Here is a 13,323-nt window from a genome sequence, read left to right on the forward strand (position 1 = left end):
ATGGGACAGAATTTAGATGATGTCCTATACCGCTCCTCCGGGTGGGGGAGCGGTTTTTCTTGACGGGCCTCTGGGAGCGTCATATAGTAAACAAATGAAGAATGCCGGAGGCGAACTCCGGCACGGGAGGTTTGACAGGCATCGCGGGAAAGGACAGGTCATGCTGGAGAAAGCGGGAAAAAACAGCGGAGACAACAGGCGGGACAACCGCGGATTGGTCCTGCGCATGGTTGCCACCGGCGCATGCCGGACCCGGCGGGATCTGGTGGTGAGAACGGGCTTGAGCAAAATGACCATCTCCAATATCGTGGGTGAGATGATCGACGGGGATGTCCTGCGAGAGAGCGAGGTGGTGTGCAGCGAGGAGCCGGGGCGGAACCCCGTGCGCCTCCGGCTCTCACCCGAAGCGCCGAAGGCAGCGGGCGTGGCGTTCCTCCCGGGCCGTTGTGAGAGTGTTCTGTGCGGGCTGGACCTCCGGGTATTCCGGCGGGCTGGCACGGACCTGCCGAAGGACGCTCCGGAGGCGGTGCGGCGGGAGACCGCTCTCAGGCTGTTGGACAAGATGCTGTCCGGGACGGCTGGTGTACGGGCCATCGGCTTGGCGGCGGACCTGCCCTGGCGGCCCGGCGGGGAGCAGATGTGTCCCTCGGAATCCGTGCGTCCGGCAGTCCGGGAGCGGTACGGCCTCCCGGTATTCCTGGAGGACACCTGCCAGAGCGCTCTGCTGGTGGAGAGCCTGTTCGGCAGGGCCCGGAACTGCCGGGACGTGCTGTTTGTCAGCCTGGGGGACCGGGTGGGCAGCGCGGTCCTCAGCGGCGGGCAACTGTGCAGGGGCCGGGGAGGACGGCCCCTGGGGCTGGGCCATGTCACCATCTGCGCCGGTGGCCGTCCCTGCCGGTGCGGCGGCCGTGGCTGCCTGGAGCTGTACGTTCGTTCGCCGGAGGTGCTGAAAAAACTGTATCATCGAACGGGACTGGAGGCTTCCTACGCCGATTTCTGCCGGATAACCGGCAGCGGGGAAGTAGACCGGGTGTTCCGGGAGACCGTGGACTTTCTGGCTGCAGGGATCGCCAGCGCCCTGAATCTGCTGAACAGCGAACTGGTGTTGCTGGGCGGCGACGGACTCTGCTGGACCGACCGGCACGTGGCGGATCTGGAATCCGCCATTGCCCGCCTGCGCCCAGCGGATGGGGGCGGCAGAGTCCTGGTGAGAAAGCCGCGCTTCCTGGGGGAGGGAGCGCTTCTGGGGGCGGCCTGCGGCGGGATCGCCCGGATCTTCTCGGGGGAGCTACCTCTTCAAAACGGGTGATTTCCCGGGGCGGCTTGCCGCAATATCGGAAATCCCACAAAAAGTACATTTTTCTCCTATAAAAACATCAGCTAAACGATTGACATTGAACGCTGGAAATGGTTTAATAATCGATGCGAATGATTGCAAAACCACCTCAGACAAGGAGGACCACTGGTGGACCTTTACAGCGTTGGCGAGATGCTAGTTGACTTTTTGCCGGGCAGTGAGCCCGGAAGCTATATTCGAAACGCCGGGGGCGCCCCTGCAAATGTGGCCATCGCCGCCGCCCGGAACGGGTTGGAGGCGGCCATGTGCTGCTCTGTGGGGGATGACGACTTCGGGCGGTACCTGCTGGGCACCCTCCGGGAAAACAGGGTGCGCTGTATCCGGCGGGAGCCCTGCCGGGAGGCGGTCACCACCATGGCGTTTGTCTCTTTGACGGAGGAAGGGGAGCGGAGCTTCACCTTTGTCCGCAAGCCTGGAGCGGATATGTTCCTTCGGGAGGAGGACGTACGGGAGGCGGACATCCGGGACACGGTGATCGTCCACGCCGGGTCGTGTTCTCTCTCCGCCTCCCCAGCGGCAGAGGCCACAGCCAAGGCCCTGCACCTGGGTCGGGAGATGGGCAGGCTGGTGAGCTTTGATGTGAATTACCGGGACATGATGTGGAACGGCAGTCAGGAGGCCTGCGCCGCAAAGGTGCGGGAGATCCTGCCGGACGTGGATCTGCTGAAGATCTCAGAGGAGGAGGCCGATATGCTGGGGGGCGAGGCGGAGCTGCCCGCCCTTATGGAGCGGTACGGATTGACGCTGGTGGTGCTGACCCTGGGCGGTCAGGGTGCCAGAGGATATTTCCGGGGGCGGCGCCTCGCTGTCCCGGGTCGGCGGGCCCACTGCGCGGATGCAACCGGCGCCGGAGACGCCTTCTGGGGCGGAATGCTGTCTCAGATGCGATTCCGGGGTGTCACCCAGGCGGAGCAGCTGACGGAGCCGCTGGTGCAGGAGGCGCTGGAGTACGGCAACGTCAGCGGATGGCTCTGTGTTCAGGGCAGAGGGGCGATCCCCTCCCTGCCCACCCGGCAGGAGATCGAGCGGCATCTGGTGTAAATGCGGGATTTTTACCGAAAACCGGGAAAAATTTATTGACAAAAAGAAGACGGGCTTTTATAATAAAACGTGCAAGGGAGCTTCCGCGAGGAGGCTGAGATGAGGGGCCGGTCCCTCGACCTGACCTGATGTGGGTAATGCCAACGTAGGGACGCAGCACAAGCTATTCGTGCGGAGTCTCTTCCGCACGGAAGAGATAGGATTGGAGCGAAGGCGGGGTGTCCCAAAGGGGACCCCGCCTTTTTGCATGGGGGCGGACCGGCCATTGGATAGGAGGAATACGAATGAGAACGACACAGCGGCTGTACGAGGCCGCCCATCCCATCTGGGAGCAGTGCCATGACCATCCCTTTGTCCGGGGGATTGGAGACGGCAGCCTGGACCTGGAGAAGTTCCGGTGGTTCCTGCTGCAGGACTATCTGTACCTGTTCGACTACGCCCGGGTGTTCGCCTACGGTGTAGTGAAGGCCCGGGACCCCGGCCTGATGCGGACCTTCTCCGCCAATGTGGACGCGATTCTGGGCGGGGAGATGAAGGTCCACCGGGCCTACATGGCTCGGTTGGGCATCACGGAGGAGCAGGTGTTTTCTGTCCAGCCGGCCCTCTCCAATTTGTCCTATACCCACTACATGCTCTCCTGTGCCGCCGCGGGCGGGCCGGCGGAGATCATCGCCGCCATCCTCTCCTGCTCCTGGAGCTATGCGGAGATCGGCACGCGCTTGGCGGCCATCCCCGGCGCGGCGGACCACCCCTTCTACGGCGAGTGGATCCGCAGCTACGCGGGGGAGGACTACCAGAAAACCAACGACGCACTGGTGGAGCTGATGGACACCCTGGCGGAGAGCTGCACGGAGGCGGAATACCAGCGGCTGGAGGAGATCTTCGTCAACTGCAGCCGGTATGAGCTGGGCTTCTGGGAGATGGCCTGGACGCTGGAGCGATGACCATGCTGGAATTTCAGAACGTCTCCTATCAGTACCCCAGCGAGGACTTCGATATCATCGACCACCTGAGCTTTGCCGTGGAACCCGGCTCCTTCCACTGCATCATCGGCATCAGCGGCTGCGGAAAGAGCACCATCTTCCGCATGACCAACGGACTGCTAAAGCCCAAGGCGGGGACCATTCTGGTGGAGGGGAAGTCCATTGTGGGACGCAAGCACTACTGCGGCTATATGCCCCAGAAGGACCTGCTGTTCCCCTGGCGAACCGTGGGAGAAAATGTGGCGCTGCCCTTGGAGATCCAGGGGGAGCTGACCCGTGCGGAGCGCCGGGACCGGGCGGAGGCGGCGCTGGCCGACGTGGGACTTGCCGGCTGCGGCAGCAAGATGCCGGACGAGCTCTCTGGCGGGATGCGGCAGCGGGCGGCCTTTGCCCGCACCATGCTGACGGGCTGCGACCTGCTGCTGCTGGACGAGCCCTTCTCCGCCCTGGACTTCCTCACCCGGATCTCCATGCAGGAGTGGCTGCTGGACCAGTGGCAGCGGCACAAGAGGACCATCCTCTTCATCACCCACGACGTGGAGGAGGCGCTGTTCCTCTCCTCCAGCGTGCTGGTGGTGGAGCGCACCCCCATCCGGGAGCTGGCGGAGATTCCGGTCCCCGCGTCCTTCCCGCGGGACCGCTCCTGCCTCAAACTGCCGGAGATGGTGGAGCTGAAGGAGCATCTCATCGACCTTCTGCGAAAGCAGGTGACCCCATGAAAAAGACCTGTAAAGCAAATCTACCTGCCATGATTTTTCTCTTCGCCCTGTTGATTCTCTGGCAGGCGGGGGCCATGGGATTAGACGCGGCCTATATCCTGCCGTCTCCCACCCAGATCCTGGCGAAGCTGTGGGAGCTGCGGGATGTCCTCTTCACTGTTCATCTGCCCGCCACCATGCTGGTGACGGCCATCGGCCTGGGGATCTCTCTGGTGCTGGGCCTGGCCCTGGCGGTGGTGATGGACGAGAGCGACCTGGTCCGCAAGATGATCTATCCCATCGTGGTGGTGTCCCAGACCATTCCCACCACCGCCATCGCACCGCTCTTTGTGCTGTGGTTCGGCTACGGCATCTGGAGCAAGGTGCTGGTGACAGTGCTCATCACCTTTTTCCCCATCACCATCACAGTGTACGACGGGCTCCGCTCCGCCAAGACGGAGATGGCGGAGCTGCTGGAGACTTACGGTGCCACGAAGAAGGACATCTTTTTGAAGATCAAGGTGCCCTGCGCCCTGCCATACTTCTTCTCCGCCGTCAAGATGGCGGTGCCCATGAGCATCATCGGCGCGGCCATCGGCGAGTGGTTGGGGGCCAAGAGCGGCCTGGGCTACTTCTCCCGCCGCATGATGACCCAGTTGGACGGCGCCGGGGTGTTCGCCCCTATTGTGCTGCTGTCCGCGGCGGCCATCCTGGCGGTGGCCGTTGTGAACCTGCTGGAAAAGCGGTTCGTCCGCTGGAGGGGAGAGTCCTGAAACCTGCGGGGCGGGCCCCGCAGGAATCACCTGGATCCAGTTTATAAAGAAAGGAAGATTGATGATGAAACAGAAACTTGCGCTGTTGCTGACGGCGCTTCTGCTGCTCACCGGCTGCTCCTCCGGCGGAAGCGGGGACACGGCGGACGGGCAGGACGATGGAGAGCTGGAGACCATCGACGTGGTGCTGGACTGGTATCCCAACGCCGTCCATGCTTTCCTCTACGAGGCGGAGGAGAAGGGCTACTTTGCGGAGGAGGGCCTGCAGGTGAATATCTTGTTCCCCTCTAACGCCAGCGATCCCCTGACCATGACGGCGGCGGGCCGGGCGGATATCGGCTTCTACTATCAGGAGGACACCATCATCGCCAAGGCCAATGAGGACGTGCCGGTGAAGGTGCTGGGAGCTGTGGTCCAGCAGCCCATCAGCATCGTCTGTGCCCTGGCGGAGAAAAACATCAAGACCCCGGAGGACCTGATCGGCAAGACCATCGGCTACTCCGGCACCCGCTTCGGCGAGGTGGCGGTGGGCCAGATGTTGGAGACTGTGGGCGCCACGCTGGATGACGTGGAGTTGATCGACGTGGGCTTTGACCTGATGAGCGCCATGACCACCGGAAATGTGGACGCCACCTTCGGCTGCTTCATCAACCACGAGGTTCCTGCGCTGGAGGAGGAGGGCTTCGCCGTGGACTACATGGAGGTCATGGACTACGGCGTACCCAACTACTACGCGCTGATGCTGGTGACCGGCGAGGACCAGCTGGAGGCCAACCGGGACAAGTACACTCGGTTCCTGCGGGCCTGTCAGAAGGGCTTTGCCGATATGCAGGCGGACCCGGAGGAGGCGTTGGGGCTCCTGTTGGCCAACCAGGACGAGGAGAACTTCCCCTTGACGGAGTCCGTGGAACGGCGAAGCTTTGATGTGCTGCTGCCCATCATGGAGACGGCCGACGCGCCCTTCCTGTCCCAGGACGTGTCCGTGTGGCAGGAGAACATCGACTGGCTCCAGAAGGTGGGCATGATCGACGCCGCCTTCGATCCGGCGGAGGTCATGGTGGACCTGCTGGCGGAGTGAGGCACGGCCGATGGAGGATGCCAAGAGACAGACACTGGCCCGGATCGTCCGGGCCGGGGCGGAGGAGATGCTGCCCCGCCAGCTGGCGCTGCTGGAACAGATCTGCGCCATCGACAGCGGCACCGGCAATGAGGCGGGCAACGCCGCCGTGACCGGGCTGCTGGAGCCGGTGCTCTCCGAGCTGGGGGCCCGGACAGAGCGGGTGACGGAGCCTGGTCTGGGGACCCATCTGGTGGCCCGGGTGCGGCCGGAACAGCCCCGGGGAAAGGTGCTGCTGGCCGCCCACCTGGACACGGTGTTCGGCCCCGGCTTTGCGGAAAAGCACCACTTTCATATTGAAGGGGAGTGGGCCCACGGCCTGGGGGCCGGGGACTGCAAGAGCGGCGTCCTTATCTCCCTGTTCGGGGCGCTGATTTTGAAAAAGGCGGGCCTGCTGCCCCCCTGGGAGCTGACGTACCTTTTCACCTGTGACGAGGAGACCGGCTCCCGGTCCGGCCGCAAGGTCTACGCCCGGGAGGCGCAGGACGCGGCTCTGGCCCTGGTGTTCGAGGGCGGCCGGGAGCGGGACGGACGTCCCCGGTTCGTCACATCCCGCCGGGGGGTGATTCTGGGAACCGTCGACGTGGCGGGGCGGGAGGCCCATGCGGGCAAGGCGTATCTGGAGGGCCGCAGCGCCGTGCTGGAGCTGGCTCACCAGATCATCCGGCTATACAGCTTCAACGACTATGAGAAGGGCATCTACTACAATGTGGCGCCCATCTCCGGCGGACGGCCCAACGGCGTGGTGGCCGGAGAGGCCCGGGGGGAGTTCTGCGTGGCCGGGATTCCGGAAAACGCGGACTTCCCGGTGATCCAGGCCAGGCTGGACAGCATGGCGGACCAAGTGACGGTGGAGGGCTGCCGGGTGCAGGTCACCTACCGGACGCTGTTCCCCGCCATGGAGCGGAACGCCGCCAATCACAGCGCCTATCTCCGGGCGGCAGAGGCGGCGGAGCTGCTGGGTTGGGAGCCGGAGGAGATCGCGGACCCCGCCGCCACCGACGGGGCCTATCTCTCCACTTACGGCGTCCCCACGGTGGACGCCCTCTCCGCCATCGCAGAACAGATCCACACCACGGAAGAGCGGGTGCGCATCCCCTCCATCCGGGACAGGACGGCCCTGTGTGCGGCGATGCTGGGCCTGCTGGGATAACGCCCCGCAAAGCGGGCAAGTGCAAGAGACTGGGAAGGGAGCCCCTTCCCGGTCTCTTTTTCGGCGGGGGCAGACGATTCCCAAAGACGCATATCCCGCCCGGTCGGCGCATAGAGTTTGGAATAGATTCCGACAGGGGAGGGAGCGTCATGGCGGCACGGCACGTTGGGCGGCGGATCGGCACCGTCTCGTCCCAGCATCGGGCGGCGGAAAGGCGGCGGCGGAGTACCCCGGCTGCGCCGCACAGGGTCCAGCGGGGAAAACGGGAAACTCTGACTCCGGGAGAGCGGCGGCATCTGATCCAGCTGGTGGCCTGCGGCAGCATCTTTGTGCTGCTGGTGGCGGTGAAGCTCCTGCTGCCGGGACGCATGGCCCAGGTGAATGCCAAGCTCACCGGAATGCTGGAACAGAACATCGATGTGCAGGCCGTGTTCTCCGCTGTGGGGCGGGCCGTGAGCGGCGAAGCGGATGTGGACGTGGCCCTTCAGGATATGTATCAGGCGGTGTTCGACCCTCAGGAGGATTCCGCCGTGGAGGTGTCAGCCCCGGCAGGGGGAGAGGCGGTGTCTCTCCAGCTTCCTGCGGCCATCGCGCCCCTGCGGGCCTTCCGGACCGGGACCGGCAGCAGCGACGGCTGGCTGGATCTGCCCGCAGCAGCATCCCAGACGGCAGAGACCGCGCAGACAGCAGAGGCCGATCAGACAGCGGAGACTGCGGAAACCGCATCCCAGGGCGCGGCGGAGGCGTCTACCCTGGCCTACGTCCTCTACTCCGACCAGAACCTGCCGGACAACGTGTGCCTGGAACAGGCCCTGCTGGGCTTTGATTACTGCACCCCGGTGATGGGCACCCTCACCTCTGATTTCGGCTACCGGGAGCACCCGGTGGAGGGAGAGGAGCGGTTCCACTATGGTATTGACATCGGCGCCGCCGCTGGGACGGAGATCGGCTGCTTTGCCGACGGTACCGTCACCGCCGTGGGGGAGAGCAGCAGCTACGGCAAGTACATCACCGTTGCCCACGAGGGGGGCTACTCCACCCTGTATGCCCATTGCAGCCGGATTATCGCCTCCTCAGGCGCCTCTGTGAAGGAGGGGGACGTGATCGCAGAGGTGGGGGAGACCGGCGTGGCCACCGGGCCTCATCTGCACTTCGAGCTCCATGAGGGCAGCCAGTACCTAAATCCCATCTACTATGTCTCGCTGGCGTGACCGGATTCGGATTTCCGGCGGCTTCTGGCTGCTGGCGGCCTGGTTCACACTGGTGAACGGCTGGCAGCTGCTGGCGGTGATCCTCTCCGCCGCGGCGCTCCACGAGCTGGGACACCTGCTGGTGCTGCGGCTGCTGGGGGCCCGGGTGCGGGAGCTGCGGGTCAGCGTCTTTGGGGCGGAGCTGATGACTTCCGCCGCCCGCCTGTCCTATCCGGGGGAGATCGCGGCGGTGCTGGCGGGGCCAGCAGTGAATCTGCTGTGCGCGCTGGTTCTGGGGGGCGCCCACGCCTGGGTGGCGGCGGGAGCCCATCTGTCACTGTGCCTCTTCAACCTGCTGCCGGTGCGGCCCCTGGACGGCGGCCGGGCGCTGTATCTCGCGGCCGCATGGCTGGCGGGTCCCTCCGCCGCGGAGCGCATCGCCTGCTGGGCGGGGGGCACGACGGCGCTGGCCCTGGGCGGCCTGGTACTGTGGCTGATCGGGCGGACCGGCGGGAGCCTGTGGCTGCTGCCGGCTGCATTCGGCCTGCTGGCGGCGGCTCTTCGGGAACTGCACGGCAGAAAGGCGGATTTTTTGTAAAAAATACTTGCATTTTCCTCCTGGCCGTGGTATCCTATTACGGCTACAAAGGGTGGTCCTCTGCCGTGCACACGCCGGAGTGCGTTGATGTGCCTTTGAGAGAAGCGGCATGAACACCTATTATTTAGGAGGAACATCCATGGATCTGATTAAGGAACTGAACAAAGAGCGTCTGGAAGCGGAAGTGACCCCCGTCAAGGTGGGCGACACGGTCCGGGTGCACGTGAAGGTCAAGGAAGGCTCCCGTGAGCGTATCCAGGTCTTCGAGGGCACCGTCATCGCCAAGAAGCACGGCGGCATCACCGAGACCATCACCGTGCGCCGCATCTCCTACGGTGTCGGTGTGGAGAAGGTCTTCCCCGTGCACTCTCCCTCCATCGACAAGATCGAGGTGGTCCGCAACGGTGCTGTGCGGCGTGCCAAGCTGTACTATCTGCGCGGCCGCGTGGGCAAGGGCGCCAAGGTCAAGGAAAAGCTGTGATCCAAGACGAAAGAGAGGCGAAAGCCTCTCTTTTTTCTTGTCACACAAAATTTCCCCGGCATCTTGTGATTTTGACGGTTCTTTGATATACTAGCATACGTTATTGTGAAAAACTGCGGTGCTGGAGGAGGCGGTCACGTGCGGGGAGGAAAACGGCTCAACAGGGACGCGCTTTCCCTCCGCGGGCTGTACGAGTGGGTGCAGGTGCTGGTGTGCGCCGTGACAGCAACGGTGCTGCTGTTCACCTTTGCGGCGCGGGTGGTGCTGGTGTCCGGCCCCTCCATGCGGGAGACGCTCCAGCATCAGGACTGCCTGCTGGTGATGAACGCCCACCTGTGCGGTGGATTTGAGGCCGGGGACATCGTCATCATCCGGAAGGAGAGCTTCAAGGACGGGGAGCCCATCGTGAAGCGGGTGATCGCCACAGAGGGCCAGACGGTGGACATCGACTTTACCGCTGGTGCCGTCTATGTGGATGGGCAGCTGCTGGAGGAGGACTACATCCGCCAGCCCACCTATCTGGAGGAGGGGCTGGAGTTCCCTGTCACCGTGCCGGAGGGCTGCGTCTTTGTTATGGGCGACAACCGCAACGACAGCGATGACAGCCGGGATCCGGAGCTGGGGCCGGTGGATACCCGGCAGATTTTGGGCCGGGCGGTGTTCCTGTTGTTCCCAGGCGTGACTGCGGACACCGACAAGCGGGACTTCGGCAGGATCGGCCCGCTGACATAAGAGCAAGGAGACCTCCGGCGGGGGGCTTTCCATCAACAGGGGCGAAAGCGCCCGCGGAGGTTTTGCAGACATGTGGAAGAAAGAGAAGAAGCAGGAGACGCAGGAGGTGTCTCCGGAAAAGGAGGAGGGCCGGGACCTGTATGAGTGGGCCCAGGCGCTGGTGTGCTCCGTGCTGGCGGTGGTGCTGCTGTTTACCTTCGTCATCCGGCTCATCGGCGTGGATGGCCACTCTATGGTGCCCACCCTGCAGGACGGAGACCGGCTGCTGGTGCTGAACGCCATGCTGGACAACGACTATGAGTACGGCGACATCGTGGTGCTGCGGAAGGACACCTTTCTGGAGGAGCCCATCGTGAAGCGGGTGATCGCCACGGAGGGCCAGACGGTGGACATCGACTTTGTCTCCGGCGCCGTCTATGTGGACGGGGAGCTGCTGGAGGAGGACTATATCAACGAGCCCACCTATGTGGAGGAGGGGACGGAATTTCCCCTAACGGTGCCGGAGGGCTCCATTTTCGTCATGGGCGACAACCGAAACCACTCCAGCGACAGCCGCAGCAGCGACCTTGGCACGGTGGACACCCGGTATGTCATCGGCAAGGCGGTGTTCCTGCTGTTTCCCGGCGCGGACGAGGCCACCGGGCAGCGGGACTTCGGCCGCATCGGCCCCATTGCGGGGATCGACTGAGCCACGGGGACAGCTTCCTGAGAAGAATTGATTGGGCGCCGCCCGCCGGGGCGGCGTGAGGTAGGACTATGAATATTCAATGGTATCCCGGTCACATGACCAAAACCCGGCGGATGATCGCCGAGCAGATCAAACATGTGGATGCAGTGTGCGAAATCGTGGACGCCCGGATTCCTGTGTCCAGCCGGAACCCGGATGTGGACGAACTGACGGCGGGGAAGCCCCGGCTGGTGGTGCTGAACCGGGTGGACCAGGCGGACCCGGACGCCACGAAGCGGTGGGCGGCCTGGTTCCGGGCAAAGGGGTACGCGGTGATGGAGTCCGACGCCAAGAGCGGCGCCGGGACAAAGCAGTTTGCCGCTGCTGTCAAGACGCTTCTTGCGGACAAGCTGCGCGCCTATGCGGAAAAGGGGCAGAACCGGGTGGTCCGGGTGATGATTTTGGGCGTGCCCAACGTGGGCAAGTCCACCTTTATCAACAGGATCGCCGGCCGCAAGACTGCCAAAACCGAGGACCGGCCCGGTGTCACCCGGGCCAAGCAGTGGGTGCCCATCGACCGCGGGCTGGAACTGCTGGATACCCCCGGCATTCTGTGGCCCAAGTTTGAGGACCAGAGCGTGGGGCTGAACCTGGCCTACACCGGCGCGGTGAAGGACGAGATCCTGGACATGGAGACCCTGGGCTGCCACCTGATGGCGTACCTGGGCACCAACTATCCGGAGGCCCTGAGGACCGGCTACAAGCTCCCGTCCCTGCCGGAGCGTCAGGACGGCGAGGAGGACGTGGCCTGGGGCTACCGCCTGCTGGAGGCCGCCGGGAAAAAGCGGGGCTTTCTGATCTCCGGCGGCGAGGTGGACACGGAGCGGATGGCCAAGATTCTGTTGGACGAGTATAGAGCTGGCAAGCTGGGACGCTTCACACTGGAAATGCCGGAGGAGACGGAACAGCCTGCAGCGTCAGAATGAGGGAAGCGCGCCTATGAATTGCCCGTCTTGCGGAAAAGAGATGGAGCGGGGGAGCCTTTATACGGAGCTGGGGCGGGGCCTTTTCTTCCTGCCGCCCGGCGGAAAAGTGGGATTCTGGGATACGAAGCGCAGTGTGGAACAGTACGGCGGGATTGTTTTGGATGGCCCGCATCATATACGGGGGAGCGACCGCGCAACTGTACATGGCTATGTCTGCCGCGCCTGCAAAAAGATCCTTCTGGAGTATTGACATCACTTGGCGGGAATCGCGGAAAGCGAAGGAACCTGCCCTGCGAGGAGGGAGGCATATCCATGAACTGCCCTGTCTGCGGAAAAGAGATGGAAAAGGGCCATGTCATCACCAAGAACAGCATCGGTCTTTTTTTCATGCCGGGAGAGAAAGACCTCCGCACGTTTTATACGAGGCGGAACATCGAGGCAGATGGCGGCATTGTGCTGGACGGACCGATGACGTTCCGCTACAACCGGACATGGCTTCCCGCCTGGGTCTGTCGCACCTGCAAGAAGATCGTCATGGAGTATTGGTAGGATGGAAATGGACCTCTGGACCTATGAGCGTGAACAATGGAATAGTGGTCTCACGGCCCTCTGCGGAGTGGACGAGGCAGGAGCCGGGCCCCTGGCGGGGCCGGTGTACGCCGCTGCCGTCATTCTGCCCCGGGAGATCGGTTTTCCTGGCCTCAACGACTCCAAAAAGCTGACGACGAAGAAGCGGGATGTCCTGTTCGACCAGATCACCGCCACGGCAGAGGCGTACAGCATCGCCTTTGTGACGGCGGAGGAGATCGACAGTTTGGATATCCTCAACGCCCGGATGCTGGCTATGAACCGGGCCATTGAGGGGTTATCCATTCGGCCGGACCTGTGCCTCATTGACGGCAACCGGGACCATGGCAGCAGCGTCTCCATCACGGCGCCCCACATGTGCCTGGTAGGCGGGGACGGGAAGAGTGCCTCCATTGCGGCGGCCTCCATCCTGGCCAAGGTCAGCCGGGACCGGTATGTGACCGGCGTGCTGGACCGGGAGTATCCCCAGTACCAGTTTGCCAAACACAAGGGCTATGGGACGAAGCTCCACTATGAAATGCTGGATCGGTACGGTCCCTGCCCTGCCCACCGGCGGACTTTTCTGAAGAAGTGGGAGGCCCGGCGCACATGAATACCACCAAGGCCCTGGGGGACCGGGGCGAGGCCGCAGCGGCACAGTACCTGCGGAAGAGGGGCTGCCAGTTGCTGGCAAGCCAATGGCGCTGCCGGTACGGAGAGCTGGATCTGGTGGCCCGGGACAGAGACGGCACCATCTGCTTTGTGGAAGTAAAGCTCCGCAGCGGCAGCTTCGCGGGCCTGCCGCGGGAGGCGGTGGACCGGCGGAAGCAGGAACGGCTCCGGGCCGCAGCGGCCTGCTATCTCAGTCAGCACGACCTGGACGCTCCCGCCCGGTTCGATGTGGCGGAGGTTTATACGGATGGGGTTCACCGCCCCCTCCGGCTGGAATATTTGGAAAATGCGTTTTGAAAAACAGTCAG

General features: G+C 63.7%; 17 protein-coding genes. All 17 read left to right on the forward strand.

Translation table 11 applies throughout. The annotated features are described in order from the left end of the window. The first annotated feature begins 160 nt into the window (after positions 1–160). The 17 genes from OCV80_RS10525 (at position 161) to OCV80_RS10600 (ending at position 13,312) form a co-directional block, all read left to right on the forward strand. Complete coding sequence (locus OCV80_RS10525) at positions 161–1,309, forward strand: ROK family protein (RefSeq protein WP_036631297.1); 1,149 nt, start codon at positions 161–163, stop codon at positions 1,307–1,309. A 156-nt stretch (positions 1,310–1,465) separates the two neighbouring features. Further along, positions 1,466–2,398, forward strand: coding sequence for a carbohydrate kinase family protein (locus OCV80_RS10530; protein WP_119311085.1), 933 nt, complete (start codon positions 1,466–1,468; stop codon positions 2,396–2,398). 284 nt (positions 2,399–2,682) lie between these two features. Then, on the forward strand, positions 2,683–3,342 hold the full coding sequence (gene tenA, locus OCV80_RS10535; RefSeq protein ID WP_021751263.1) for a thiaminase II: 660 nt from the start codon (positions 2,683–2,685) through the stop codon (positions 3,340–3,342). 2 nt (positions 3,343–3,344) lie between these two features. Next, a complete protein-coding gene (locus OCV80_RS10540) occupies positions 3,345–4,100 on the forward strand; it encodes an ABC transporter ATP-binding protein (protein WP_025545093.1) in 756 nt (251 codons plus the stop codon). Then, on the forward strand, positions 4,097–4,852 hold the full coding sequence (locus tag OCV80_RS10545; RefSeq protein ID WP_021751261.1) for an ABC transporter permease: 756 nt from the start codon (positions 4,097–4,099) through the stop codon (positions 4,850–4,852). The genes OCV80_RS10540 and OCV80_RS10545 overlap by 4 nt, the downstream gene beginning before the upstream one ends. Before the next feature lie 64 nt (positions 4,853–4,916). Then, positions 4,917–5,930 (forward strand): ABC transporter substrate-binding protein, encoded by a 1,014-nt coding sequence (locus tag OCV80_RS10550; protein WP_287224121.1) that lies wholly within the window; start codon positions 4,917–4,919, stop codon positions 5,928–5,930. A gap of 10 nt (positions 5,931–5,940) precedes the next feature. Next, complete coding sequence (locus tag OCV80_RS10555) at positions 5,941–7,122, forward strand: M20/M25/M40 family metallo-hydrolase (protein WP_136890693.1); 1,182 nt, start codon at positions 5,941–5,943, stop codon at positions 7,120–7,122. Between the two features lie 149 nt (positions 7,123–7,271). Further along, on the forward strand, positions 7,272–8,333 hold the full coding sequence (locus OCV80_RS10560; RefSeq protein ID WP_021751258.1) for a M23 family metallopeptidase: 1,062 nt from the start codon (positions 7,272–7,274) through the stop codon (positions 8,331–8,333). Continuing rightward, a complete protein-coding gene (locus tag OCV80_RS10565; RefSeq protein WP_119311082.1) occupies positions 8,317–8,910 on the forward strand; it encodes a zinc metalloprotease in 594 nt (197 codons plus the stop codon). Before OCV80_RS10560 ends, OCV80_RS10565 begins: the two co-directional genes overlap by 17 nt. Before the next feature lie 139 nt (positions 8,911–9,049). Further along, a complete protein-coding gene (gene rplS / locus OCV80_RS10570) occupies positions 9,050–9,391 on the forward strand; it encodes a 50S ribosomal protein L19 (protein ID WP_021751256.1) in 342 nt (113 codons plus the stop codon). Positions 9,392–9,529: 138 nt separating this feature from the next. Further along, entirely contained in the window at positions 9,530–10,123 is a 594-nt protein-coding gene (gene lepB / locus OCV80_RS10575; protein ID WP_021751255.1) for a signal peptidase I, read from the forward strand. A gap of 70 nt (positions 10,124–10,193) precedes the next feature. After that, positions 10,194–10,811: a signal peptidase I gene (gene lepB, locus OCV80_RS10580; protein ID WP_021751254.1), complete on the forward strand. Its 618-nt coding sequence runs from the start codon at positions 10,194–10,196 to the stop codon at positions 10,809–10,811. A gap of 68 nt (positions 10,812–10,879) precedes the next feature. After that, on the forward strand, positions 10,880–11,776 hold the full coding sequence (ylqF, locus tag OCV80_RS10585) for a ribosome biogenesis GTPase YlqF (protein WP_021751253.1): 897 nt from the start codon (positions 10,880–10,882) through the stop codon (positions 11,774–11,776). Between the two features lie 13 nt (positions 11,777–11,789). Next, positions 11,790–12,026 carry a PF20097 family protein gene (locus tag OCV80_RS16600; RefSeq protein WP_353866955.1) on the forward strand — a complete coding sequence of 79 codons (237 nt, stop codon included), beginning with the start codon at positions 11,790–11,792 and terminating at the stop codon, positions 12,024–12,026. A 62-nt stretch (positions 12,027–12,088) separates the two neighbouring features. Further along, entirely contained in the window at positions 12,089–12,325 is a 237-nt protein-coding gene (locus tag OCV80_RS10590; RefSeq protein WP_036631295.1) for a PF20097 family protein, read from the forward strand. 7 nt (positions 12,326–12,332) lie between these two features. Continuing rightward, a complete protein-coding gene (locus tag OCV80_RS10595; RefSeq protein ID WP_136891756.1) occupies positions 12,333–12,956 on the forward strand; it encodes a ribonuclease HII in 624 nt (207 codons plus the stop codon). Further along, a complete protein-coding gene (locus tag OCV80_RS10600; protein WP_021751249.1) occupies positions 12,953–13,312 on the forward strand; it encodes a YraN family protein in 360 nt (119 codons plus the stop codon). The genes OCV80_RS10595 and OCV80_RS10600 overlap by 4 nt, the downstream gene beginning before the upstream one ends. Positions 13,313–13,323: the final 11 nt, after the last annotated feature.

The sequence above is a fragment of the Oscillibacter acetigenes genome, from assembly GCF_025567605.1.
Classification (GTDB): domain Bacteria; phylum Bacillota; class Clostridia; order Oscillospirales; family Oscillospiraceae; genus Oscillibacter; species Oscillibacter welbionis.